The sequence below is a fragment of the Pseudomonas sp. GM33 genome, from assembly GCF_000282295.1.
In the GTDB taxonomy this organism is placed as follows: Bacteria; Pseudomonadota; Gammaproteobacteria; order Pseudomonadales; family Pseudomonadaceae; genus Aquipseudomonas; species Aquipseudomonas laurylsulfatiphila.
This window is the reverse complement of record NZ_AKJO01000032.1, coordinates 39,929-64,350: the sequence shown is the minus strand read 5'-3', so window position 1 is coordinate 64,350 and position 24,422 is coordinate 39,929. Positions and strand designations below refer to the sequence as shown.

Here is a 24,422-nt window from a genome sequence, read left to right as displayed (position 1 = left end):
CAGACCATAGGAGTGCGGATGTTCGAGGAAGAAAACGCGCAATGGGGGCTGGTGCATGCCCTGGTGCTGGACGGTAGAGGCGGTGCGCGTTCGATTGCCCGGACTGAACTTGACGACTTGCAGTTGCAGGCCCATGAAAGCCTGTGGTTGCACTGGGATCGCAGTCATCCGCAAACCCAGACCTGGCTACGCAAATCCAGCGGTCTGAGCGAATTCAGCTGTGACCTGTTACTCGAGGAAAACACCCGTCCGCGACTTTTACAGCTTTCGGACAGCGAACTGCTGCTATTTTTGCGCGGGGTCAATCTGAACCCCGGTGCCGAGCCGGAAGACATGGTGTCGGTGCGGATCTTCGGTTCTGCCCAGCGAGTCATTTCCCTGCGTTTGCGTCCATTGCGCGCCACTGACGAGTTGATGGTGCAACTGTCCGAGGGCAAGGGGCCGAAAACCGCCTCGGAACTCATCCTGTATATGGCGCAGTACCTCACCAACAAGGTGCAGGATCTGGTCAGCGACCTCTCGGAAGTGGTCGATGAGGAAGAAGAAAAGCTCGATGCCGACGAACGGTATGCGCCGGAACACGGCGCCGTGTTGCAGATCCGTCGCAGGGCCGCCGCGTTGAAGCGTTTTCTCGCTCCGCAGCGGGATATTTTCGGTCAGTTGACGCGGATCAAATTGCCCTGGTTCGTCGAGGACGACGGTGATTACTGGAACGAATTGAACAACAGCCTGACCCGCTACCTCGAGGAGCTGGAATTGACCCGGGAGCGGGTGGGGCTGGTCCTGGAGGCTGAAGACCGTCGCTTGAGCGTGCGCATGAATCGCACGATGTATCGCTTCGGGATCATCACCGGGATCTTTTTGCCCATGAGTTTTCTGACCGGGCTTTTGGGGATCAACGTCGGTGGCATTCCGTTCTCTGCCAGCCCTTATGGCTTTCTGATCGCCTGCCTGATGATGGTCTCGGTGGCGCTGGGGCAATGGTGGTTGTTCCGACGTTTGCGCTGGGTCTGAGGGAAAGCATGTGACCCGACCAAAACTGACCGCGTCTCCCACAGACATCACGAGAGGTGCGTATGCACGATCCGTTTGAACAGTCTTTGCGCGACATGCTCAACGCCTCACCGTCCACCCGGGACGACGATGCGTGTCTGGGGCGTGTGCTGAAAACCGCCAACCGCCAGGTCGGCGCCGGTGATTTGTTCAGTCTGCTGGGGCGCTGGTTGCCCGCACTGATGATCGCCCTGAATAACGGATCGGCCCATGTCTCGCCGGTATCCCGTCTTCGTAAACCTGCTGCCCGCACTGCTGATAAGGCTGATTGAATATGGAACTTGATCTCTGGACACAGAGCCTCGTCACTGCAATGACTGCGTTGTGGACCAAGGTTGCGAACTTCATTCCAAACCTGTTCGGCGCACTGGTTGTGCTGCTGTTGGGTTTTGTCGTGGCCAAACTGCTGGACACCCTGCTTTCCAAATTGCTCGCCAAACTGGGCCTGGACCGCTTGATGGGCGGCACCGGCCTGACCAAGCTGATGTCCCGCGCCGGCCTGCAGGTTCCCATTTCGACCCTGATCGGCAAGATCGTCTATTGGTTCGTTCTGCTTATTTTTCTGGTTTCTGCCGCAGAATCCCTTGGACTTGAGCGAGTATCAGCTACGCTGGATATGCTCGCGCTGTATTTGCCGAAGGTATTCGGCGCGGCGCTGGTGTTGCTGGTAGGTGTTTTGCTGGCGCAACTGGCCAACGGGCTGGTGCGCGGGGCGGCAGAAGGCGTGGGTCTGGACTATGCTTCAGGGCTTGGACGAATTGCCCAGGGCCTGGTGATCATCATCAGTATTTCGGTGGCGATCAGCCAGTTGGAGGTCAAGACCGACCTGCTGAACCACGTGATCGTGATTGTGCTGATAACCGTTGGTCTGGCGGTTGCGCTGGCCATGGGGTTGGGAAGCCGGGAAATTGCCGGCCAGATTCTTGCGGGAATCTACGTGCGTGAGCTGTACCAGGTTGGGCAACAAGTGCGTGTTGGCGAGGTCGAAGGCCAGATCGAAGAGATCGGCACGGTTAAAACCACATTGCTGACCGATGAGGGTGAGCTAGTCTCTCTTTCCAATCGGATCCTCCTCGAGCAGCATGTGAGTAGCCGCTAACCCGGCAAACCCTGCTAATGTATGCCGCCGCAAAATTCCAGCTGACGCTGGCTGCGGAGGATATTGACCTGACTGTCGGCCCGACTTGTTTTGAATAAAGCTCAATCGCTATCCATGCGCTACGACCCCCGCGAGCTCTCTGATGAGGAGTTGGTCGCGCGCTCGCATACCGAGCTGTTTCACGTAACACGCGCCTACGAAGAACTGATGCGGCGTTACCAGCGAACATTATTTAATGTGTGCGCAAGATATCTCGGGAACGATCGTGATGCAGACGATGTCTGTCAGGAGGTCATGCTGAAGGTGCTGTATGGTCTGAAGAACTTCGAGGGCAAATCGAAGTTCAAGACATGGCTATATAGCATCACGTACAACGAGTGCATCACACAGTATCGAAAGGAACGGCGAAAGCGTCGCTTGATGGACGCATTGAGTCTTGACCCCCTCGAGGAGGCGTCCGAAGAAAAGGCGCCGAAACCTGAGGAAAAAGGTGGACTTGATCGCTGGTTAGTGTATGTGAACCCGATTGACCGGGAAATTCTGGTGCTACGTTTTGTCGCAGAGCTGGAGTTTCAGGAGATCGCAGACATCATGCATATGGGTTTGAGTGCAACAAAAATGCGGTACAAACGCGCTCTAGATAAATTGCGTGAGAAATTTGCAGGCATTGCTGAAACTTAGTTCAGCGCAAATATCTCTTACGTGTAGGCAAGTTCTGTTAGACTTGCCGCCGAGTTGTCCCCCGGTTTGCGGGACTGCTTCACAATCACCAGATGGGGATTTAACGGATGAAACTGAAAAACACCTTGGGCTTGGCCATTGGTACTCTTATTGCCGCTACTTCGTTCGGCGCATTGGCACAAGGCCAAGGCGCAGTTGAAGGCGAGCTCAACTACGGGAAGAAGTACAACGACAGCGTTAACAACGTTGAAGACGGCTACACTCCTGGCGCCTCCATCGGTTACTTCTTGACCGACGACGTATCGTTGAACTTCACCTACAACAACGATGACTACACCCGTTCGAACAACAACACCGGCAACCAGAAGATCGAGGGCGACCAGTTCGGTCTGAACGCTCAGTACCACTTCAACAACGCTGGCGACGCTCTGCGTCCTTACGTTCAAGGTGGTGTCAAGCACGGCAGCATGACCAACGTAGCCGCTGACGGCCACACCGGTCGTGACCAGTCGACTTTCCTGACTGCTGGCGCTGGCCTGAAGTACTACTTCCTCGAAAACGTCTACGCTCGTGCTGGCGTAGAAGCTGACTACAAGCTGGACAACGGCCGTTGGGACTACATCCCGTCCGTAGGTCTGGGTGTGAACTTCGGTGGCGGCAACAAGCCTGCTGCTGCTCCGGTTCCAGCACCAGAAGTCTGCTCCGACAGCGACAACGACGGCGTTTGCGACAACGTTGACAAGTGCCCGGACACCCCGGCCAACGTAACTGTTGACGCTGATGGCTGCCCAGCTGTTGCTGAAGTCGTTCGTGTAGAGCTGGACGTGAAGTTCGACTTCGACAAGTCGGTAGTCAAGCCAAACAGCTACGGCGACATCAAGAACCTGGCTGACTTCATGAAGCAGTACCCATCCACCACCACTACTGTTGAAGGTCACACTGACTCCGTCGGTCCTGACGCTTACAACCAGAAACTGTCCGAGCGTCGTGCAAACGCCGTTAAGCAAGTTCTGACCAACCAGTACGGTGTTGAATCGTCCCGCGTTCAGTCCGTTGGCTACGGCGAATCCCGCCCAGTTGCTGACAACAAAACTGAAGCTGGTCGCGCTGTTAACCGTCGCGTAGAAGCGCAGGTTGAAGCTCAAGCTAAGTAATTAGCCCACAGCTCTGAGAAAAGCCCGGCTCAGGCCGGGCTTTTCTTTGTCTGCGATTTGGGTTTTGGCGTTGCTTCCAAAGGATCGCAGCCTGCGGCAGCTCCTACAGGGATAAATGCCGAACCCCTGTAGGCGCTGCCGAAGGCTGCGATCTTTTGATTTCATCACAGGCCGCCACAGCACCGATCACCAGGATCGCCGGGCTTTTCAACTGGAAGCCATGGGCATCGTCCTCCATGGCTGTCAGGTCGCTCCAACATTCCCGTTGATGCGGCAGGGAAGCATTTTCGATCATTGCCACAGGCGTATCGGCTGCCATTCCACCGGCCAGCAGTTGCTCGCGAATTTCACTGAGCTTCGCCACTCCCATGTAGATCACCAGTGTCGTGCCACCTTGGGCCAGCGCTTGCCAGTTCAGGCTGCTGTCATCCTGAGTGTGGGCGGTCACCAGCGTTACCCCTCGAGCCACGCCGCGCAGGGTCAAAGGAATATCGCATTGCGTCGCGCCCGCCAGGCCGGCGGTGATGCCATTGACCAGCTCAACCTCGACACCACGCTCGCGCAACCACTGCGCTTCTTCACCGCCACGCCCGAAGATGCACGGGTCGCCACCCTTGAGGCGCACCACGCATTTGCCCTGACGGGCATAACGCAACATCAGGCGATGGATAAAGGCTTGCGGCGTTGAACGACAGCCGCCGCGCTTGCCCACCGGAATTATCCGCGCGCCGGGGCAGTGCTCCAGCACCGCGACGTTGACCAGATCGTCGATCAGCACGACATCCGCCTCTCTCAACGCCCGAACAGCTTTGAGGGTCAGTAATTCAGGATCACCGGGACCTGCACCCACCAGCCAGACTTTTGCGCTCATAGTGTTTTCCTCACGAGATGGCGGCTTGCGGCTGCGCGGTAGCGGCCAGCAAACGCTTTATTTCCGGGACGCAGGAGCCGCATTGCGTGCCGCAACCCAATTCTTGTTTCAACCCAGGCAAGTCCAGGCCGCGGCGGATGCCGGCGCAGACCGCGTTGTGGCTGACGTTTTTGCAGTTGCACAGGGTTTTGTTACCGATCGCTTCGGCGTCAACCTGGCCCGGCGGGGCACTCAAGGGCGCGAGCAGCCAGCGCCGTAGCTGTTCATCGGCGCGACCTTCGAGCCAGAGGTTTTGCAGCCAGTGCCGGGCGAGGGTTTCACCCGCCAGGCGGATCGCGGTGATCCGGCCGTTCTCGATTCGCACCCGCTTACCGATGGAGCGTCGTGGATCGTCGTAGGCCAGCACCGGTCCGTCGTTCAGCCCCAGGCATTGATCGATATCGCGCAGCAGTTGCGGATCTGGCGCGGTGGCGCTGGCAGCGCGTATGAGCAGCGCAGGGCGCTCACGACCGGTCAGGCTGAGGCTGACGTAGGAAAACGTCTCGCAGAGGGGGCGTAGAGTCTCAAAGTGTTGTTGGACATCGCCCTCTATCAGCGCGAAAAGGTGCCAAGGCAATTGCACCGGTTCCAGGCGCACGCCGCTGTGTTTGAGCTCCGGTTGTTTCGACAACGGGTCGAAGGCGGGCAGGGTGAGGCTGTTCACGCCCCCCTTGAGAAAGCGGTCACCAAAATGCATCGGCAAGAAGGCTTGGCCCGGACGCACGCTGTCGTCACTGGCGACCGGCACGATCACCGCGCCGCGGCGGCTTTTCAGGCTGATCAAATCACCCGTTTGCAGGCGATGCCTGCGCAGCTCATCCGGGTGCAGGCTCAACACGGCTTCACTGACATGGCCGAACAACTGCGCGGCTGTGCCGGTGCGGCTCATCCCGTGCCACTGATCGCGCAGACGACCGGTGATCAGTGTCAGCGGGAAGCGCGCATCCCGTTGTTCCTTGGCGGCGCGATACGGATCGGCCACGAACTGCGCGCGCCCGCTGGAGGTCGGGAAAATGCCGTCGAGATAGAGGCGGGCGGAGCCTGCGCTGGACCCTGAAGGAAAGGGCCATTGCTGCGGGCCGATGGCGTCGATCAATTCGTGGCTGATCCCGGACAAGTCCAGATCCCGGCCACGCGTCAGCTGTTTGTATTCGTCGAAGACCTGCGCCGGGGTGTCAAAGGCAAACAGGCTGGTCGCTGCTGGACGCAGATGTTTCTCCAGACGCTGTGCGAAATCCACCGTGATGGTCCAGTCCGGGCGCGCTTCACCCGGTGCGACGATCGCGCGGCGGACGTGGGAAATACGCCGTTCGGAGTTGGTCACCGTGCCGTCCTTTTCACCCCAACTGGCGGCGGGCAACAACAGGTCGGCAAACCTGGCGGTTTCGGTGGTGCGAAAGGCCTCCTGCAAGACCACGAACGGGCAGGCCTCCAGCGCCGCGCGCACGGCCGCCTGATCGGGAAGAGACTGCGCGGGGTTGGTGCAGGCGATCCACAAGGCTTTGATCTTGCCGCTGCCCACCTGCTCAAACAACTCGATGGCAGTCAGCCCCGGGTTTTCAGGCAGTTGATCAACACCCCAGTAAGCGGCCACATCGGCACGGTGCTCAGGGTTGGCGGCGTCCCGATGGCCCGGCAGCAGGTTGGACAGGCTTCCGGTTTCCCGCCCGCCCATGGCATTCGGCTGACCGGTCAAGGAGAAAGGACCTGCACCCGGACGGCCAATCTGCCCGGTAGCCAGGTGCAGATTGATCAGTGCACTGTTTTTCGCGCTGCCAGCGGTGGACTGGTTCAACCCCATGCACCACAGCGACAGAAAGCTCGGTGATGTGCCGATCCATTCAGCACATTGCTGCAATTGCCCGACGCTGATTCCGCAGAGCTGCGACACCATCTGCGGCGTGTAATCGCGCACCAGTTTCTTCAGCTCGGGCAAGCCTTCGGTATGGTCCTTGATAAAGTCACGGTCGATCCAGTCTTCCCACAGCAGCAGATGCAGAATCCCATGGAACAGGGCGACATCGGTGCCGGGCAAAATCGCCAGGTGCAGGTCAGCCAGATCGCAGGTGTCCGTCCGACGTGGGTCAATGACGATGACTTTCATCTGCGGCCGGCGGGATTTGGCTTCTTCCAGTCGGCGAAACAGTACTGGGTGGGCGTAGGCCATGTTACTGCCGACGATCATCACGCAATCGCTCAATTCCAGGTCTTCATAGCTGCATGGCGGGGCGTCGGCGCCCAGGCTGCGCTTGTAGCCGACCACCGCCGACGACATGCACAGCCGTGAATTGCTGTCGATGTTGTTGGTGCCCACTAGCGCCCGAGCCAGTTTGTTGAAGGCGTAGTAGTCCTCGGTCAGCAACTGCCCGGAAATGTAGAACGCCACGCTGTCCGGGCCATGCTCAGCAATGGTTTGGGCGAAAACGCTGGCGGCGTGATCAAGCGCGGTATCCCAGTCGGTGCGGCTGCGCGCCAGGCCTTTGCCCAGGCGCAGTTCCGGGTACAGCGCCCTTGCCGTCAAGTCGCCGGTCAAATGCAGGGTTGATCCCTTGCTGCACAATTTGCCGAAATTGGCCGGGTGCGCCGGATCGCCGCTGACGCCGAGGATGCGCTCGCCGTCATGCTCGATCAGCACGCCGCAGCCGACCCCGCAATAGCAGCAGGTGGACGCGGTGATCTGGCGGTCCATCAGCCTGCGTCCCGCAGGGCCAGCATCACTCGGCCATTTTCGACCCGCGCCGGATGGTGGTGGGCGCAGCCGACGTCCGGGGCCAGGGCTTCGCCGCTTTCCAGATCGATTTGCCAGTTGTGCAGTGGGCAGGCGACGCGTTTGCCGTAGATCAAACCTTGGGACAGCGGTCCGCCCTTGTGCGGGCAACGGTCGTCGAGGGCGAACACTTCATCGTCGCTGGTACGAAAAATCGCGATGTCGCCTTTAGGGCCGGCAACGATCCGCGAGCCCAGGGCATTGATTTCATCCAGTGCGCAGATATCCAGCCAGTTCATGCCAGCACCTCCAGGTTTTTCACAGGGATGACGTCGAATTCTTTTTTCAGTTGCGGCTGTTCCAGGCGTTCCTTCCACGGGTCCTGTTCGAACGACAGGGAAAACTGCAGGCGATCGTTGAGCGCCTTGCGCCGCTCTGGGTCTTCCAGCACGGCTTTCTTGATGTGGTCCATGCCGACCCGTTGCAGGTAGTGCACGGTGCGTTCGAGGTAAAAGGCTTCTTCGCGATAGAGTTGCAGGAATGCGCCGTTGTATTCGCGGACTTCTTCGGCGGTTTTCAGTTTGACGAAGAATTCCGCGACTTCGGTCTTGATCCCGCCGTTGCCGCCGATGTACATCTCCCAGCCGGAATCGACGCCGATGATGCCTACGTCCTTGATGCCCGCTTCCGAGCAGTTGCGCGGGCAACCGGAGACAGCCAGTTTCACTTTGTGCGGCGACCACATGTTGAACAGGTCATGTTCCAGTTCGATGCCCAACTGCGTGGAGTTCTGGGTGCCAAAGCGGCAGAACTCGCTGCCGACGCAGGTCTTCACGGTGCGGATGGATTTGCCGTAGGCATGGCCGGACGGCATGTCGAGGTCTTTCCAGACGCCCGGCAAGTCCTGCTTCTTGATCCCCAGCAAGTCGATGCGCTGGCCGCCGGTGACCTTGACCATCGGTACGTTGTACTTGTCGGCAACGTCGGCAATGCGCCGCAGTTCCGAAGGATTGGTCACGCCGCCCCACATCCGCGGGACGACCGAGTAGGTGCCGTCTTTCTGAATGTTGGCGTGGGCGCGTTCGTTGATCAGGCGCGATTGCGGATCATCCTTGGCTTCCCCCGGCCAGGTGGAAATCAGGTAGTAGTTGAGCGCCGGCCGGCAGGTGGCGCAGCCGTTGGGTGTACGCCAGTTCAGGTAGCTCAGGGTGCCGGCGATGGTCAGCAGGTGCTGCTCGCGGATGGCCTGGCGGATTTGCCCGTGGTTGAGGTCGCTGCAGCCGCAGATGGCCTTTTCGCTTTTCGGTTTGACGTCGGCGGCGCCGCCCACCGTGTTGATCAGGATCTGCTCCACCAACCCCGCGCACGAACCGCAGGAGCTGGCAGCCTTGGTGTGTTTCTTCACTTCGTCGACACTGAACAGCCCGTGTTCCTGAATGGCTTTGACGATGGTGCCTTTGCACACGCCGTTGCAGCCGCAGACTTCGGCCGTGTCGGCCATGCTCATGGCTTTGTCCTGGCCCTGGTGCCCTACGTCACCCAAAGCGTTTTCGCCAAACATCAGATGATCGCGGATCTCACTGATGGCGTGGTTTTCACGGATCTGCCGGAAGTACCAGCCGCCGTCGGCCGTATCGCCATACAGGCAGGCGCCGACCAGCACGTCGTCCTTGATCACCAGTTTCTTGTAGACCCCGCCAATCGGGTCGGAGAGGGTGATGGTCTCGGTGCCTTCACCGCCCATGAAGTCGCCGGCGGAGAACAGATCGATGCCGGTGACTTTCAATTTGGTCGAGGTCACCGACCCCTTGTAAGTGGCAAAACCCAGTTGGGCGAGGTGGTTGGCGCAGACTTTGGCCTGTTCGAACAGTGGCGCCACCAGACCGTAGGCGATGCCGCGGTGGCTGGCGCACTCGCCAATGGCGTAGATCCGCGGGTCATAGGTTTGCAGGGTGTCGTTGACCAGAATCCCGCGGTTGCACGGAATGCCCGATTTCTCTGCCAGTTCGGTATTGGGGCGAATGCCGGCAGCCATCACCACCAGGTCAGCGGGGATGATGTCGCCATTCTTGAATTGCACCGAACCGACCCGGCCATTGCCCGCGTCGTGCAAGGCCTGGGTTTGCTCGCACAGACGGAAATGCAGGCCGCGAGACTCCAGGGCGGTTTGCAGCAACTGGCCGCTGGTTTTGTCCAGTTGCCGCTCCAGCAGCCACTCGCCGAGATGCACCACGGTGACGTGCATGCCCCGCAGCATCAGGCCGTTGGCGGCCTCCAGGCCGAGCAGGCCGCCACCGATCACCACGGCGTGCCGGTAGGTTTTCGCGGTGTCGATCATGGCCTGGGTATCGGCGATGTCGCGGTAGCCGATCACGCCCTCGAGGGTGTTGCCGGGAATGGGCAGGATGAAAGGCGTCGAGCCGGTGGCGATCAGCAGGCGATCGTATTCGGCTTCACTGCCGTCTTCGGCAATGACCCGGCGCTTGACCCGGTCGATCTCCACCACTTTGCGGTTGAGCAGCAGTTTGATGTTGTTGTCCAGGTACCAGTCCAGATCGTTGAGCACGATCTCTTCGAAGGTCTGTTCGCCCGCCAGCACCGGCGACAACAAGATGCGGTTGTAGTTGGTGTGCGGTTCGGCGCCGAAGACCGTGATGTCGTACAGCTCGGTGCTCAGCTTGAGCAGTTCTTCCAGGGTCCGGACCCCGGCCATGCCGTTGCCGATCATCACCAGTTTTAGTTTTTTCATCAGGTTCTCCGGGGAGTCCAGGCCTGCCTCATCAGGGTTCAGGCCATGCTCGACAAATTTTGCGCAAACAAAAAAAGGCGTCCCGCTAGTTGCCTAGCGAGGACGCCTTTGTCCTGGTCCCGTTCTCTCGGGAAGTGCAGCCTTCGTCGTTGAAGCCTGCGCTTTATGTCTGTTGAAAGAGGTAATGCACTGGTTGTGCCAAGTCGCTCAGGCCCCGTGTTTGTTGGCGTTCTTCCCGTTCGCAAGGGCAGGGCCGCGAGGGGATGCACCGATTCAAGGCGCGTTGCCCGCTAATGGAGCGCCACCACCAGCAGCACCAGGTTGAGCAGCAGCGATACCAGCGCCAATGTCCGCCAGACTTTCAGCGGCTCGCGTTCCAGCAAGGGTTTGGGGCGCACGCTCAAACTGCGGCGCTCCCCCTGCTCGATCAGCAGCAACCATTCTTCCGCCGTTTCGAAACGCTGTTCGGGGGCCGCCGCCACGGCGCGTTCCAGGTGATGGGCGATCCAGTCCGGCAGGTCGGGCCGGTAGCGGCTGGCATTGACCGGGAGACCAAACCTCGGACGCTGGAACGCTTCGATTTCGCCATAGGGATAGTGCCCGGTGAGCAGGAAATACAAGGTCACACCAACGGCATACAGGTCCTGCTGTGGCGTCGGCACGTCGCCACGAAAGGCTTCCGGCGCGATGTAACTGGGTGTACCCGGCAAAGCCCAGGGCAGGTCTTGCGAGAGACCGGGGCAGTAGGCGAGGCCGAAATCCAGCAGGCGCAGTTCACCGTCGTCCCCCAGCAACAGGTTTTCCGGTTTGATATCGCGATGCAGAATCTGCCGTCGATGCAACAGGCCGACCGCTCGCAGCAAGCGTTCGGCGATGTCTTGCCACTGGGGCAGCGGCAACGGTCCGCTTTGCTCATGCCGTTGCGCCAGGGTAGCGCCCGAATATTCGCGCATCACGTAGTACAAGTGCTGACGCTGACTGGCGGCATGCACTTCAGGAAAATGCCGACCGGCCACGCGTTTGAGAAACCACTCTTCCGACAGCAACGCTTGCCCGGCCTGATGATCGTCGTGCAGGCGCCCCGGCAGGGTTTTCAGCAGCCAGGGTCGTTGCTGAGTGTCGCGCACGCGATAAAGCAGCGATTGCTGGCTTTGTGCGACGATCCCTTCGACCTGCCAGCCCTCGAACGTCTGACCCGGTTTCAGGGCGGGCGGAAGTGGCCATTGCTGCAAGTGCATCAATGCATCGCCAATGCTCGCTTCGCCGAGGGCGTCGACCCGCACCAGCAAGGCGCTGGCGTTGTCCTGGCTGCCTGCCAGGTGTGCGGCATTGACCAGGGTCTGCGCAGCACTGTGCAAGTCCGGTTGATCACGCAGGATCGCCGCAATGGCGGTATCGCCCAGGACGGCCCAGATGCCGTCGCTGAGCAGGACGAAACTTTCATCAAGGCGCAATTCACCGTCGAGAAAATCCAGCACCAGATGTTGATCGAGGCCCAGCGCCCGTTTCAGCACATGCTGCATGCCCGGCTGGTCCCAGACGTGATCCTCGCTGACTCGCTGCAATCGGTCGGCGTGCCAGCGATACACCCGGCAATCGCCGACATGGGCCAGGGTAAAACGCCGGCCACGCAGGACCAGCGCACTGAGGGTGGTCAGCAGCGGTTGTCCGCCGCCGTTGGCCTGCAACCAGCGGTTTTGCGCCAGCAACAGGCGATCAAGTGCCTGCGCCACGCTCCAGGTTTCCGGCGTGGCGTAGTAATCCAGCGCCAGGGCCTGCAGCGTCGAACGGGCCGCCAGGCCGCCATCGGCGCACTGGCTGACACCGTCGGCGATGGCGAACAGGTAACCTTTGCTCGCCGCCAGCGCCGGGGCCGGCGTGACCAGGCGCAGGGCATCCTGATTCTCCTCGCGCGGGCCGATGGCGCTGGCTTCGGCGAAACTCAGTTGCAGGCTCATCTAGGCATCACACCCGCGCAGCCGTCACGGCCGCCGAACCCCAGGTGGTTCTCCAGCGCCGTTTCACGCCGTGCAGGCCGAACCAGGCGAGAACGCCGAGGCTGGCGAACAACCACAGCGCCAGTTGATAACTACCGGTGCTTTGCTTGATCGCACCCATGCCGGCCGCGAGGGCAAAACCACCGATGCCGCCGGCCATGCCGATCAGGCCGGTCATCACACCGATCTCCCGACGAAAACGCTGCGGCACCAACTGGAACACCGCGCCATTGCCGGCACCCAGGCCGAGCATGGTGCAGACGAAAAGTGCGAGTGCGGCGTAGGAATTCGGCAGATTGAAACCGACCGCGGTAATGCAGATCGCCGCGACGGTGTACATCGCCAACAGGGTCCGAATACCACCGAACCGGTCAGCCAGCGCGCCGCCCAAGGGGCGCATCAGGCTGCCGCCGAACACGCAGGCCGCCGTGTAGTAACCCGCCGTCACCGGGCTCAGGCCGTACTGGTCGTTGAAATAGCCGGGCAGGGCGCTGGCCAGGCCGATGAAGCCGCCGAACGTCACGCTGTAGAAAAACATGAACCACCAGCTGTCACGATCACCCAGGGCCTTGAAGTAGTCGGCCATGGATTTGGCTTTTGGTCGCTCGGGGGCGTTTTTCGCCAGCCAGGCAAAGACGATCAGGGTCAGGATCAGCGGAATCAGGGCGAAGCCGAACACGTTGCTCCAGCCAAACGCTGCCGCCAGTACCGGGGCGATCAGTGCGGCGAATACCGTACCCGAGTTGCCGGCGCCGGCGATGCCCATGGCCTTGCCTTGATGCTGCGGCGGATACCACTGTGAGGCAAGTGGCAGGGCAACGGCAAAGGACGCACCGGCCATGCCGAGGAACAGACCCAGCAGCAGCGCTTGCTCGTAGCTGTGGATGCCGAGTTTCCAGGCGCCGAACAGCGCGCAGATCACGATGACCTGACCGATCAGGCCGGCGGTTTTGGGCGACAGGCGATCAGCCAGCATCCCCATGACAAAACGCAAGACCGCCCCGGCCAGAATCGGCGTGGCCACCACCAGCCCGCGTTGCTGTGTCGTCAGGTGCAGGTCGGCGGCGATCTGTACCGCCAGAGGGCCGAGCAGATACCAGACCATGAAGCTCAGGTCGAAGTAGAGGAAGGCTGCGAACAATGTGGGGGTATGGCCGGATTTCCAGAAGCTTGAATTCATTGCGCACCTCAGCTGTGAAGAGTCTCGAAAGGAGTCATGAGCTTGCAGGTGGGGCGCCGCTACGGCCGCTCCACCGGCCCCGTGCTGTGGGGCCAAAACGAAAAAACGCCGCCACCCGATCCGCCAAGGGCAAATGAGGTGAGCGACGTCTTTGTCGTAGGTGGGGCAACCGCCGTTGGTTACCTGTGGTGATTACTTAGCGAGATCTGTGCCAACAACTGAAACCGGGTCGCCGCCATTCGCGAGCAAGCCCGCTCCCACATGGATAGTTGGTGTCCACAAAACATGTGGGAGCGGGTTTGCTCGCGAAGGCGATAGAACATTCACCACAGGGCTTCAGCCAAGCAACTCGCTCATGGCAATAATCTGCTCCGCCACTTGAATCAGCTTCTGCTGGCGGCTCATCGCCTGGCGGCGCATCAGTGTGTAGGCCTCTTCTTCGTTACAGTCCTTCATTTTCATCAGCAGCCCTTTGGCCAGCTCGATGCGCTTGCGCTCGGCCAGTTGCTGGTCGCGGGCCTGCAACTGGGCACGCAAAGCCTGATCGCTTTCGAAGCGTGCCATGGCCACATCGAGAATCGGCTGCAGGCGCTGGGCGTGAATGCCTTCGACAATGTAGGCACTGACCCCGGACTTGATCGCCTGGCGCATCACATCGGGGTCATGTTCGTCGGTGAACATCACAATCGGTCGTGGCTGGTCGCGAGTGACCAGCACCACTTGCTCCATGACATCGCGGCCGGGTGACTCGGTATCGATCAGAATCACGTCCGGACGCACCATTTCGACGCGTTCGGGCAAGTCGATGGTCAGGCCGGACTCATCGATTACTTCGAACCCGGCCTCGGTCAAGGCGGCCTTCAGGCGTCCGACTTTTTTCGCGGTGTCGTTGATCAGCAGGATACGCAGCATGTTCGTCGTCTCCTGTCAGCGGCTGGCGGATCGGTGTGAGCTGTCGCTCATGGCGTGCAGTTTGAAACTGCGGGCATAACCGGCCGGGTCCGAACCGTCCCAGATCTTGCCGTCGATCAATTGACTGCTACGCATCTCCTTGCCCGGTGCCGCGACACCTGCAGCGCTGGCCGCCTCACGATACAAGTCTAGTTGATGGACTTGGCGGGTCACGGCGAGGTAATCCGGGTCATCGCGCAACAAGCCCCAGCGACGGAACTGGGTCATGAACCACATGCCGTCGGACAGGTACGGCAGATTGACCTCGCCTTCACCATGGAAGCGCAGGGCGTGCGGGTCTTGCCAGCGATTGCCCAGGCCATCGACATAGTCGCCCAGCAGGCGTGGCTCGATGCATTCCAGCGGCGCATCGAGGTATTGCGCGGCACTGAGCAATTGCGCGGTGCTGCGACGATTTTCACGGCTTTCTTCGATGAAGCGGCTGGCTTCCAGCACCGCCATCACCAACACCCGCGCGGTATTGGGGTATTGCTCGACGAACGCACGGGTGCAACCGAGGACCTTTTCCGGGTGATCGGGCCAGAGGGTCTGGGTCGTGGCCAGGGTGAAACCGAGGTCCTGTTGCACGGCGCTGGCGGACCAGGGTTCGCCGACACAGAACCCGTCAATGCGCCCGGCCCGCAGGTGGGCGACCATTTGCGGCGGCGGCACCACGACGCTGTCGACATCCAGCAGCGGGTGTATACCCTGGCTGGCGAGCCAGTAATACAACCACATGGCGTGGGTGCCGGTAGGAAACGTCTGGGCGAAGGTGAGTTTTGGGCGAGTTTGGTGCACGTGCCGATCCAATGCCTCAGGACTGGTCACCCCAAGCGACTGCAAGCCGCGGGACAGATTGATGCTCTGGCCGTTTTGATTCAGGCCCATCAACACCGCCATGTCGGTCGCGGCCACGCCACCGATGCCCAGGTGGACGGCGTAAATCAGGCCGTAGAGGCTGTGGGCGGCATCGAGTTCGCCGCTCACCAGTTTGTCCCGCAGGTTGGCCCAGGACGTTTGGCGCTTGAGGTTCAGGGTCAAGCCATAGGGTTGGGCGAAGCCCTGGGTGGCGGCGACCACCACCGAGGCGCAGTCGCTCAGGGCCATGAAGCCGAGATTGATTTCGGTTTTTTCCGGGGCATCGCTGCCATTGACCCAGGCCAGAGGGCCGGCTGACGGTTCGTTCATCGCGCGTTCACCTTGCAAAAAAAACGTCGTCCCGGGTCCGTGCAGGGGCAGGCCGGGGACGACGCCATTGTCTTTGCACCCATTCCGACGCTGGCAGGGGTGCTGGTGCCCGGAATGGTGCAAGGCATATGCCATTAACCGCTGATTTGAACGCGCGCCTCGCTTGCCACCCCGTAGCCCGGCTATAATCGCCGCCTCAATTCGCCGCCAATCGAGTCAAATCCGCCCATGTACACCCTGGCCCGTCAGCTGTTGTTCAAACTCTCCCCGGAAACCTCCCACGATCTGTCCCTGGACCTGATCGGCGCGGGCGGGCGTCTTGGACTCAACGGCTTGCTGTGCAAGGCTCCGGCGAAGAAGCCGGTGAATGTCATGGGCCTGGACTTCCCGAACCCGGTGGGCCTGGCCGCCGGTCTGGACAAGAACGGCGCGGCCATCGATGGATTCGCCCAACTGGGTTTCGGCTTTGTCGAAATCGGGACCATCACCCCGCGTCCGCAGCCGGGCAACCCCAAGCCGCGCCTGTTCCGTTTGCCGGAAGCCGAGGCGATCATCAATCGCATGGGCTTCAACAACCTCGGCGTCGACCACCTGCTGGCCCGCGTGGCGGCGGCCAAATACAAGGGCGTGCTGGGCATCAACATCGGCAAGAACTTCGATACGCCGGTCGAGCGGGCCGTGGACGACTACCTGATCTGCCTGGACAAAGTGTACGCCCACGCCAGCTATGTGACGGTCAACGTCAGTTCGCCGAATACGCCGGGCCTGCGCAGTCTGCAATTCGGCGATTCGCTCAAGCAGTTGCTGGCCGATCTGGCCGAGCGCCGCGCGGAACTGGCCTTGCGTCATGGCAAGCATGTACCGCTGGCGATCAAGATCGCGCCGGACATGAGTGACGAAGAAACTGCACAGGTTGCACAAGCGCTGATCGAAACCGGAATGGATGCGGTCATCGCCACCAACACCACCCTGAGCCGCGTCGGCGTCGAAGGCATGGAGCATGGCGACGAGGCCGGTGGTCTGTCCGGCGCACCGGTTCGCGACAAGAGCACCCACACCGTGAAGGTGCTGGCATCGGAGCTGGGTGGTCGCCTGCCGATCATCGCGGCCGGCGGCATTACCGAAGGCAAGCACGCCGCAGAGAAAATCACCGCGGGCGCGAGCCTGGTGCAGATCTATTCGGGCTTCATCTACAAGGGCCCGGCGCTGATTCGCGAGTCCGTAGACGCCATCGCAGCCCTGCGCTGAGCCCTGCTTGGGGGCTTTTTGTGGCGAGGGGGCTTGCCCCCGTTGGGTCGCGAAGCGGCCCCGAAAACAAACGACTCGGTGTGCCAGGAAAAAACACGGCTGCTTCGCAGCCGAACGGGGGCAAGCCCCCTCGCCACAAGGGTATCGTCGCTGAGTTTGGAGCAGGCATAAAAAAGGGCCCCTTTAAAGGAGCCCCTGGGCCGCAGCCCGCCGTCCGGATGGGACGTGCGTGGTTAATTCAGTACAAAATCAGATTGTCGTGTCGGAGTGTTGTGCCCTGTAATTAGCCGACGGCGTGAAGTTCGTTGAGTCTGTGGATTCCCGCAGTGCCGGTCATACCGTCCCAGTTGTCGCCGCGTCCTTCTCGCCAGCCGTTGATCCAGGCTTGGCGTACCGACGGTAGAGTAAATGGGCAAAGCTCACGGGATTTGCCACCAACGCCATATTGATATCCGCGCAAAAATGCTCTTTCCAACGGATCACGCTTAAGTCTTCTCATAGGGTGTTGCCCTCACTTGTTGACTGTATTTATCGCGTCGACCTCTATTGAGGTCTGGCAGAAAAACTCTGCCGTTGGGGGCTCGTTGCCGGCGTGACGAGCCAAGGTGTTGGCGTCATTGCGGCGCCAACCTGAGTTGAGTTCTAACCAATGCGTCACATCGAGGGAATGATCGTTTTGTCATAAGGACGTAACCATTCATGTGTTAAGGCCATAAGTAACAGAGTGTTTGTAGCGTATTTATTAGCCAAACCCCGGTATGATCGGCTCTGCGCTGGATGATGGGCTTAATCCTTTAGTGAGAATGGCTCCCGTTCCCGGGAGGTACTATTCGACGAAGGGTCGACTTATGACATTTCATTGCATCAACTTTTTTATCTGTCCTTGCATCTAAGCTCATTTAACCCGAGCAGCAGGGGTGGAACGGCACACCTTCGTGCCACGCGGGCGCTCTTCGAGAAAAGCGCCTGATTGAAAACCGGACCGGCAATGCGTTGCCCGGTCACTCAGCTAAAGGTTCTGGAATTCCCATGTCCGATCGTTTCGAACTCTTCCTCACTTGCCCAAAAGGCCTTGAAGGCCTGCTCATCGAGGAAGCCGTCGGGCTTGGCCTTGAGGAAGCGCGGGAGCACACCTCTGCCGTGCGCGGCATGGCCACCATGGAAACCGCTTATCGCCTGTGCCTGTGGTCACGCTTGGCCAACCGCGTGCTGCTGGTGCTCAAGCGTTTCCCGATGAAGGACGCCGAAGACCTGTACCACGGCGTGCTGGACATCGAGTGGCAAGACCACATGCTCAACGACGGCACCCTGGCCGTCGAATTCAGCGGCCATGGCTCGGGTATCGACAACACTCACTTCGGCGCGCTGAAGGTCAAGGACGCCATCGTCGACAAACTGCGGACCCCGCAAGGCGACCGTCCGTCCATCGACAAGCTCAATCCGGACCTGCGCATTCACCTGCGCCTGGACCGCGGCGAAGCCATTCTGTCCCTCGACCTGTCCGGCCACAGCCTGCACCAGCGAGGCTATCGCCTGCAGCAAGGTGCGGCACCGCTGAAGGAAAACCTCGCGGCCGCCATCCTGATCCGTTCCGGCTGGCCACGTATCGCGGCCGAAGGCGGCGCGCTGGCCGACCCGATGTGCGGTGTCGGTACGTTCCTGGTGGAAGCGGCGATGATCGCCGCGGACATCGCGCCGAACCTGCGCCGCGAGCAATGGGGCTTCACTGCCTGGCTCGGTCACGTCCCGGCGTTGTGGAAAAAACTCCACGAAGAAGCGTCCGAGCGCGCCGCGGCCGGCCTGGCCAGGACGCCGCTGTGGATCCGTGGCTACGAAGCCGATCCGCGCCTGATTCAACCGGGTCGCAACAACGTCGAGCGGGCCGGCCTGAGCGAGTGGATCAAGATCTACCAGGGTGAAGTCGCGACGTTCGAGCCGCGCCCGGACCAGAACCAGAAAGGCCTGGTGATCTGCAACCCTCCGTACGGCGAGCGTCTGGGCGACGAGGCGAGCCTGCTCTACCTCTACCAGAACCTCGGCGAACGCCTGCGTCAGGCCTGCCTGAACTGGGAAGCGGCGGTGTTCACCGGCGCGCCGGACCTGGGCAAGCGCATGGGCATCCGCAGCCACAAGCAGTATTCGTTCTGGAACGGCGCCTTGCCGTGCAAGCTGCTGCTGATCAAGGTGCTGCCCGATCAGTTCGTCACCGGCGAGCGTCGTACGCCGGAACAGCGCCAGGTCGAGCGTGAGCAAGCCGCCTACGATCAGGCGCCGAACGAACCGCAGGAACGCAAGTTCAACAAAAACGGCAACCCGATCAAACCGACGCCGGCACCGGCTCCGGTGGTCGAGCAGCCGCGCCTGAGCGAAGGCGGGCAGATGTTCGCCAACCGCCTGCAAAAGAACCTCAAGGCCCTGGGCAAGTGGGTCAAGCGTGAAGGTATCGACTGCTACCGCGTGTACGACGCCGACATGCCGGAATATTCCATGGCCATCGACCTGTATCACGACTGGGTCCATGTTCAGGAGTACGCCGCGCCGAAATCCATCGATCCGGAAAAAGCGTCGGCCCGCATGTTCGATGCCCTGGCAGCCATCCCGCAGGCGCTGAACATCGACAAGAACCGTGTGGTGGTCAAGCGCCGCGAGCGTCAGAGCGGCACCAAACAGTACGAGCGCCAGGCGGCGCAGGGCAAATTTGTCGAGGTCAATGAAGGCGGTGTGAAGTTGCTGGTGAACCTCACCGACTACCTCGACACCGGTCTGTTCCTCGACCATCGGCCGATGCGCATGCGTATCCAGAAAGAGGCAGCCGGCAAACGCTTCCTCAATCTGTTCTGCTACACCGCAACGGCCAGTGTGCATGCGGCCAAGGGCGGCGCGCGCAGCACCACCAGTGTCGACCTGTCGAAAACCTATCTGGACTGGGCGCGTCGCAACCTGTCGCTGAACGGTTTTTCCGACAAGAACCGCCTGGAGCAGGGCGATGTGATGGCGTGGCTCGAAGCCAGTCGTGACGAGTACGACCTGATTTTCATCGACCCGCCGACGTTCTCCAACTCCAAGCGCATGGAAGGCGTGTTCGACGTGCAGCGCGATCAGGTGCAACTGATCGACCTGGCCATGGCGCGCCTGGCACCCGGTGGCGTGTTGTACTTCTCCAACAACTTCCGCAAGTTCGAACTGGAGGCCAATCTCGGCGAGCGCTATGCGGTCGAGGACATCACCGCCCAGACCCTCGATCCGGATTTTGCGCGCAACGCCAAGATCCATCGTGCCTGGAAAATCATGGCACGCTAAATAGCTGTGTAGGAGCGAGCCTGCTCGCGAGGGTCGATAACGATAACGCGTGCTTTCTGAAAGCACGCGGTGTTCTTGAGTCCATCGCGAGCAGGCTCGCTCCTACAGGGTGCTGGTCAAATTAGTGGCTAATAGCTATAACTCAACTCAGGGCCAAAGGGCTTTCCCGCACCTGGCGTTTGTTTTGAGTTGCGCTTTATGTCGTTGCACGCCGTGCGCCCCAAGATCCTGGGTTTAATCAGCGAAGATGCCTCGGCCTGGCTGGTCGCGCTGCTGGTTTTGTTGATCGGCGGGGTGCTCACCGGGTTGCTGGCGTGGTCGACGCTGAATCTGTTTCACCATCAATTGCGGCAACGCTTTCAACTGCTGGCCAGTGAGCGTTACAGCCGTATCGAAGAACGTTTCGAAGATCAGGAGCAGCGCCTCGATGGCCTGCGCCGGTTTTTCGCCAATTCCGGTTCAGTGTCCCGAGCGGAATTCGACGGCTATACCCAACCTTTGCTGCTGCGAACCCAGGCGTATTCCTACGCCCAGCGGGTCACTCGTGACGAGCGGGCGGCGTTCGAGCAACGGGTGCGAGACGAGGGCTTGAACGGCTTCACCCTGAGAGAGCTCAACGCCGACGGCCAATTGCAACTGGCCGGTGAGCGTGATGAGTACGTGGCGGTGTTGTACAGCCAGACGCAAAGCAAACTCGGCGCTCCCCTCGGTTATGACTTGCTGGCCCAGCCGCTGCGGCGTGCCACGCTCGCTCGGGCCGATCTGCGTGGCGGCATGGCGGTGTCGCAACCGATGCATCTGGTGAGTATCGAACCGGCCTATGCGCGCGGCGTGCTGCTGGTCGCGCCGGTCACGCAGCGCACCGGACAGGACCACAACGCCACGAAACCCTACGGGTATGTGATGGCCGTGATCAGCATGCGCCAATTGCTGGCGGACGGACTTCCGGAAGCGAGTCGCGACTATCTCTCGGTACGCATCCTCGATTTGTCGACCGACGACCAGCACGAAGTGCTGTTCGAGTCGCCCAACCCGCCAGCCGTAAGCGAGCTGTCGGCCACGCGCCTGTTGCGTATGGCCGACCATGACTATCAGGTCGATATCCAGCCCTCCGACGCGTTCGTGCAGGCCAACCATTCCTCCGTGACCAGTCTGGTCGTGTTGGGTGGATTGCTCAGCCTGTTGCTCAGCGCCTTGCTCTATGTGTTGGTCAGTCAGCGGCAGCGGGCGTTGAGACTGGTCGAGCAGCGTACCCAGGAGCTGCGCGATCGGGAACAGGAGCTGCGCGGCACCCATGGTCAGTTGCGTGGCGTGCTGAATGCCGCCACCCAGGTTGCGATCATCGCCACCGACCTGCGCGGCGTCATCAGCACTTTCAACGCCGGTGCCGAGCAGATGCTTGGCTATAGCAGTGCCGAAGTGGTCGGCCATATGACCCTGGAGAACCTGCACCTGCCCCGGGAGCTGGCCGGTCGTTCGGCCGAGTTGAGCGCGCGCTATGGCAAGCCGGTGCCGACCTGCCAGGCGATGCTGGTGGAAGGCGACGTGGAGGGCAGTCACGAGGCGCGGGAGTGGACCCTGGTGCGCGGCGATGGCAGCCATCTGATGGTCAACATGCTCGCCACGCCGGTGCTCGACGAGCAAGGCCTGTGGGTCGGGCACCTGGCGGTGTGCATCGACATCACCGAACGCAAGCGGGTCCATGAAGCGCTCGCGGCGCGGGACCTGCTGTTGAAGAAACTCAGCGCCCACGTGCCCGGTGGCATCTACCAGTTCAAGATGGAGTTCGACGGGCGCTTCAGCGTGATCTATGCCAGCGACGGCATTCGCGATATCTACGAGCTGGAACCCGACGTACTGTTGCTCAATGCCGAAGCGATCTTCACCCGGATTCACCCCCAGGACGCTACCCGCGTCCGCGCCTCGATCCGCGCTTCGGCCGAAACCCTCAGCCCCTGGCGCGAGGAGTACCGCGTGCAACTGCCGCAACGCGGGGTGCGTTGGGTGCGCGGCGAAGCCACTCCGGAGGAACTGCCCGGTGGCGGCGTGCTCTGGCACGGCTACATCTCGGACATTTCCGATATGAAGCGGGTGGAAGAAGAATTGCGCGCGTTGTCGGTCACCGATTCGCTGACCGGCATCCACAACCGGCGTTATTTCCAGGAGCGCCTGACCAGCGAAATGGCCCGGGTGGAGCGTGGCGGTGGGGATTTGTCGGTGATCATGCTCGATATCGACCATTTCAAACGCATCAATGACCTGCATGGCCACGCCATCGGTGACCGGGTGTTGCAGGCAGTGTGCGAGCGGATCGGCCACCGGCTGCGTCGCACCGATGTGTTCTGCCGCCTGGGCGGCGAGGAGTTCATGGTGTTATGCCCGGATATCGGCGGCGAACAGGCCTATGTGCTGGCCCAGCAATTGTGGCAGAGCCTGCGCAGTTCACCCATTGAAGGCGTCGGTACGGTCACCGCCAGTTTCGGGATTGCCAGTTGGCGGACCGGGGAGGGCGCCGATGCCTTGCTGTTGCGCGCGGACTCGGGGGTTTATGCGGCGAAACAGGCAGGGCGAGACCGGGTAGAAGAGGAGATGAATTAACCCGGGGTGTACGCTGACCCTGTAGGAGCGAGCCTGCTCGCGATGGTCGATAACGATAACGCGGACATACTGAATGTACGCGGCGCTCTGGAATCCATCGCGAGCAGGCTCGCTCCTACAAGGGGGCAGAGCTGTGCTTTACAACACCGAAGCCGTCTGCGGCGCTTTCGGTTGGCGGTACAGGTCGAGCAGCACCTGATCGAGCACCGACGAGGCGCCGAACGGGGCCTTGTCGTTGAGGATCGCCACCACCGCCCAGGTGTTGCCGTTGACGTCGCGACTGAAGCCGGCAATTGCCCGTACGGTGTTCAAGGTGCCGGTCTTGACGTGGGCTTCACCGCGCATTGCCGTGGTCTTCAGGCGCTTGCGCATGGTGCCGTCGGTGCCGGCAATCGGCATCGAACTGATGTACTCGGCGGCATACGGGCTGTGCCACGCCGCTTCGAGCATCGAGGCCATTTCCCGGGCGCTGACGCGCTCGGCGCGGGACAGGCCGGAGCCGTTCTCCATCACCAGGTGCGGCGCGGTGATGCCCTTTTTCGCCAGCCACTGACGCACGACACGCTGGGCAGCCTTGGCGTCGTCACCATCGGCATCGGTGCGGAAACGTTGGCCCAGGCTCAGGAACAACTGCTGGGCCATGGTGTTGTTACTGTACTTGTTGATGTCGCGGATGATTTCCGCCAGGTCCGGCGAGAACGCCCGGGCCAGAACCTTGGCGTCTTTAGGGGTTGGCGCCAGCACATCCCTGCCCTGGATGCTGCCACCCAGTTCTTTCCAGATCGCGCGGACGGCGCCGGCGGTGTAGGTCGCGTGGTCGAGCAGCGACAGGTAAGTCTGCGAGCTGCAGCCTTCACCCAATTGACCGCCGACGGTAACGGTCACGGTGCCATCGGCTTGCGCCACCGGGTTGTAACGCACGCCACCGGTGCATTGCTTGGAATTGAGGGCCTTGACCTGGTTGTCGATGCGGATGCTCGCAATCGGCGGTTCCACCGAGACCAGTACCTTGCCCGAGTCATTGCGCGCGACGAAGCGCAGCGCCTTGAGGTTGACCAGCAGCGAGTCGGGCTTGACCAGGAACGGCTTGTTCTCGTCGTTGCCGTCGTCATTGAACTCCGGCAGTTGCGGTTGCACGAAGAAGGTTTTATCCAGCACCAGGTCGCCGGTGACCTGGGTGACACCGTTGGCACGCAGGTCACGCATCAACAGCCAGAGTTTTTCCATGTTCAGCTTCGGATCGCCGCCACCCTTGAGGTAGAGGTTGCCATTGAGGATGCCGCCACTGAGGGTGCCGTCGGTGTAGAACTCGGTTTTCCACTGGTGGTTCGGGCCGAGCATTTCCAGGGCCGCGTAGGTGGTGACCAGTTTCATGGTCGACGCCGGGTTGACCGAGACGTCGGCGTTGAACACCGTCGGGGTGCCGGGGCCGGTGAGCGGGATCATCACCAGCGACAGGGCGTTGTCCTGCAACTTGCTGGCTTTCAGGGCTTTTTCAACGTTGGGCGACAGCGCAGTATTGACCGGAGCTGCAGAAACGGGGAGGGCCAGGGGGAGAAGAAAACCGGCCAACAGCAATGGACGCAAAGATTTGATCATCTGAAATA

At 61.0% G+C, this 24,422-nt stretch carries 18 protein-coding genes; 8 read left to right on the top strand and 10 right to left on the bottom strand.

Annotation, left to right across the window (positions count from 1 at the left end; translation table 11 throughout):
• Nucleotides 1-18: 18 nt before the first annotated feature.
• The 5 genes from PMI26_RS23760 to PMI26_RS23780 all read left to right on the top strand — a co-directional run bounded on the left by PMI26_RS23760 (nucleotide 19) and on the right by PMI26_RS23780 (nucleotide 3,987).
• Complete coding sequence (locus PMI26_RS23760; RefSeq protein ID WP_007971510.1) at nucleotides 19-1,014, top strand: zinc transporter ZntB; 996 nt, start codon at nucleotides 19-21, stop codon at nucleotides 1,012-1,014.
• A gap of 62 nt (nucleotides 1,015-1,076) precedes the next feature.
• Nucleotides 1,077-1,325, top strand: a complete 249-nt coding sequence (locus PMI26_RS23765) for a hypothetical protein (protein WP_007971509.1) — start codon at nucleotides 1,077-1,079, stop codon at nucleotides 1,323-1,325.
• 2 nt (nucleotides 1,326-1,327) lie between these two features.
• The gene (locus tag PMI26_RS23770) at nucleotides 1,328-2,152 is read left to right on the top strand and encodes a mechanosensitive ion channel family protein (RefSeq protein WP_007916401.1); all 825 of its coding nucleotides are present in this window, start codon (nucleotides 1,328-1,330) and stop codon (nucleotides 2,150-2,152) included.
• A gap of 90 nt (nucleotides 2,153-2,242) precedes the next feature.
• Nucleotides 2,243-2,833: an RNA polymerase sigma factor SigX gene (gene sigX / locus PMI26_RS23775; protein ID WP_075949123.1), complete on the top strand. Its 591-nt coding sequence runs from the start codon at nucleotides 2,243-2,245 to the stop codon at nucleotides 2,831-2,833.
• A 107-nt stretch (nucleotides 2,834-2,940) separates the two neighbouring features.
• Complete coding sequence (locus tag PMI26_RS23780; protein ID WP_007971503.1) at nucleotides 2,941-3,987, top strand: OmpA family protein; 1,047 nt, start codon at nucleotides 2,941-2,943, stop codon at nucleotides 3,985-3,987.
• A gap of 103 nt (nucleotides 3,988-4,090) precedes the next feature.
• Here PMI26_RS23780 and cobA read toward each other — a convergent pair whose 3' ends face one another.
• The 8 genes from cobA to PMI26_RS23820 form a co-directional block, all read right to left on the bottom strand.
• Entirely contained in the window at nucleotides 4,091-4,858 is a 768-nt protein-coding gene (cobA, locus tag PMI26_RS23785; RefSeq protein WP_007971502.1) for a uroporphyrinogen-III C-methyltransferase, read from the bottom strand.
• Between the two features lie 10 nt (nucleotides 4,859-4,868).
• Nucleotides 4,869-7,586 (bottom strand): nitrate reductase, encoded by a 2,718-nt coding sequence (locus tag PMI26_RS23790; protein ID WP_007971501.1) that lies wholly within the window; start codon nucleotides 7,584-7,586, stop codon nucleotides 4,869-4,871.
• The gene (gene nirD / locus PMI26_RS23795; protein WP_007971500.1) at nucleotides 7,586-7,903 is read right to left on the bottom strand and encodes a nitrite reductase small subunit NirD; all 318 of its coding nucleotides are present in this window, start codon (nucleotides 7,901-7,903) and stop codon (nucleotides 7,586-7,588) included. Before nirD ends, PMI26_RS23790 begins: the two co-directional genes overlap by 1 nt.
• A complete protein-coding gene (nirB, locus tag PMI26_RS23800; protein WP_007971499.1) occupies nucleotides 7,900-10,353 on the bottom strand; it encodes a nitrite reductase large subunit NirB in 2,454 nt (817 codons plus the stop codon). Before nirB ends, nirD begins: the two co-directional genes overlap by 4 nt.
• Before the next feature lie 290 nt (nucleotides 10,354-10,643).
• Nucleotides 10,644-12,311, bottom strand: a complete 1,668-nt coding sequence (locus PMI26_RS23805; RefSeq protein ID WP_007971498.1) for a bifunctional protein-serine/threonine kinase/phosphatase — start codon at nucleotides 12,309-12,311, stop codon at nucleotides 10,644-10,646.
• Between the two features lie 7 nt (nucleotides 12,312-12,318).
• Entirely contained in the window at nucleotides 12,319-13,530 is a 1,212-nt protein-coding gene (locus PMI26_RS23810) for a nitrate/nitrite transporter (RefSeq protein WP_007971497.1), read from the bottom strand.
• Between the two features lie 336 nt (nucleotides 13,531-13,866).
• Nucleotides 13,867-14,442, bottom strand: coding sequence for an ANTAR domain-containing response regulator (locus PMI26_RS23815; RefSeq protein WP_007971495.1), 576 nt, complete (start codon nucleotides 14,440-14,442; stop codon nucleotides 13,867-13,869).
• A gap of 15 nt (nucleotides 14,443-14,457) precedes the next feature.
• Nucleotides 14,458-15,669 (bottom strand): CmpA/NrtA family ABC transporter substrate-binding protein, encoded by a 1,212-nt coding sequence (locus tag PMI26_RS23820; RefSeq protein ID WP_007971493.1) that lies wholly within the window; start codon nucleotides 15,667-15,669, stop codon nucleotides 14,458-14,460.
• A 228-nt stretch (nucleotides 15,670-15,897) separates the two neighbouring features.
• Here PMI26_RS23820 and PMI26_RS23825 point away from each other — a divergent pair, with 228 nt between their 5' ends.
• Entirely contained in the window at nucleotides 15,898-16,917 is a 1,020-nt protein-coding gene (locus PMI26_RS23825; protein ID WP_007971491.1) for a quinone-dependent dihydroorotate dehydrogenase, read from the top strand.
• A gap of 283 nt (nucleotides 16,918-17,200) precedes the next feature.
• On the opposite strand, the gene rmf is transcribed toward PMI26_RS23825, so the two are convergent.
• Nucleotides 17,201-17,416 carry a ribosome modulation factor gene (gene rmf, locus PMI26_RS30380; protein WP_003223300.1) on the bottom strand — a complete coding sequence of 72 codons (216 nt, stop codon included), beginning with the start codon at nucleotides 17,414-17,416 and terminating at the stop codon, nucleotides 17,201-17,203.
• A gap of 530 nt (nucleotides 17,417-17,946) precedes the next feature.
• Between rmf and rlmKL the strand changes: the two genes are divergently transcribed.
• Entirely contained in the window at nucleotides 17,947-20,217 is a 2,271-nt protein-coding gene (rlmKL, locus tag PMI26_RS23830; RefSeq protein WP_007971490.1) for a bifunctional 23S rRNA (guanine(2069)-N(7))-methyltransferase RlmK/23S rRNA (guanine(2445)-N(2))-methyltransferase RlmL, read from the top strand.
• A 198-nt stretch (nucleotides 20,218-20,415) separates the two neighbouring features.
• Nucleotides 20,416-22,815: a sensor domain-containing diguanylate cyclase gene (locus PMI26_RS23835; protein WP_007971489.1), complete on the top strand. Its 2,400-nt coding sequence runs from the start codon at nucleotides 20,416-20,418 to the stop codon at nucleotides 22,813-22,815.
• A gap of 138 nt (nucleotides 22,816-22,953) precedes the next feature.
• On the opposite strand, the gene dacB is transcribed toward PMI26_RS23835, so the two are convergent.
• On the bottom strand, nucleotides 22,954-24,414 hold the full coding sequence (dacB, locus tag PMI26_RS23840) for a D-alanyl-D-alanine carboxypeptidase/D-alanyl-D-alanine endopeptidase (protein ID WP_007971488.1): 1,461 nt from the start codon (nucleotides 24,412-24,414) through the stop codon (nucleotides 22,954-22,956).
• Nucleotides 24,415-24,422: the final 8 nt, after the last annotated feature.

Excerpts from the sequence above, each read along its gene's own strand:
- PMI26_RS23760 (WP_007971510.1), top strand. The coding sequence starts at position 19 with ATGTTCGAGGAAGAAAACGCGCAATGGGGGCTGGTGCATGCCCTGGTG.
- PMI26_RS23765 (WP_007971509.1), top strand. The coding sequence starts at position 1,077 with ATGCACGATCCGTTTGAACAGTCTTTGCGCGACATGCTCAACGCCTCA.
- PMI26_RS23770 (WP_007916401.1), top strand. The coding sequence starts at position 1,328 with ATGGAACTTGATCTCTGGACACAGAGCCTCGTCACTGCAATGACTGCG.
- PMI26_RS23780 (WP_007971503.1), top strand. The coding sequence starts at position 2,941 with ATGAAACTGAAAAACACCTTGGGCTTGGCCATTGGTACTCTTATTGCC.
- cobA (WP_007971502.1), bottom strand. The coding sequence starts at position 4,858 with ATGAGCGCAAAAGTCTGGCTGGTGGGTGCAGGTCCCGGTGATCCTGAA.
- PMI26_RS23790 (WP_007971501.1), bottom strand. The coding sequence starts at position 7,586 with ATGGACCGCCAGATCACCGCGTCCACCTGCTGCTATTGCGGGGTCGGC.
- nirD (WP_007971500.1), bottom strand. The coding sequence starts at position 7,903 with ATGAACTGGCTGGATATCTGCGCACTGGATGAAATCAATGCCCTGGGC.
- nirB (WP_007971499.1), bottom strand. The coding sequence starts at position 10,353 with ATGAAAAAACTAAAACTGGTGATGATCGGCAACGGCATGGCCGGGGTC.
- PMI26_RS23805 (WP_007971498.1), bottom strand. The coding sequence starts at position 12,311 with ATGAGCCTGCAACTGAGTTTCGCCGAAGCCAGCGCCATCGGCCCGCGC.
- PMI26_RS23810 (WP_007971497.1), bottom strand. The coding sequence starts at position 13,530 with ATGAATTCAAGCTTCTGGAAATCCGGCCATACCCCCACATTGTTCGCA.
- PMI26_RS23815 (WP_007971495.1), bottom strand. The coding sequence starts at position 14,442 with ATGCTGCGTATCCTGCTGATCAACGACACCGCGAAAAAAGTCGGACGC.
- PMI26_RS23820 (WP_007971493.1), bottom strand. The coding sequence starts at position 15,669 with ATGAACGAACCGTCAGCCGGCCCTCTGGCCTGGGTCAATGGCAGCGAT.
- PMI26_RS23825 (WP_007971491.1), top strand. The coding sequence starts at position 15,898 with ATGTACACCCTGGCCCGTCAGCTGTTGTTCAAACTCTCCCCGGAAACC.
- rmf (WP_003223300.1), bottom strand. The coding sequence starts at position 17,416 with ATGAGAAGACTTAAGCGTGATCCGTTGGAAAGAGCATTTTTGCGCGGA.
- rlmKL (WP_007971490.1), top strand. The coding sequence starts at position 17,947 with ATGTCCGATCGTTTCGAACTCTTCCTCACTTGCCCAAAAGGCCTTGAA.
- PMI26_RS23835 (WP_007971489.1), top strand. The coding sequence starts at position 20,416 with ATGTCGTTGCACGCCGTGCGCCCCAAGATCCTGGGTTTAATCAGCGAA.
- dacB (WP_007971488.1), bottom strand. The coding sequence starts at position 24,414 with ATGATCAAATCTTTGCGTCCATTGCTGTTGGCCGGTTTTCTTCTCCCC.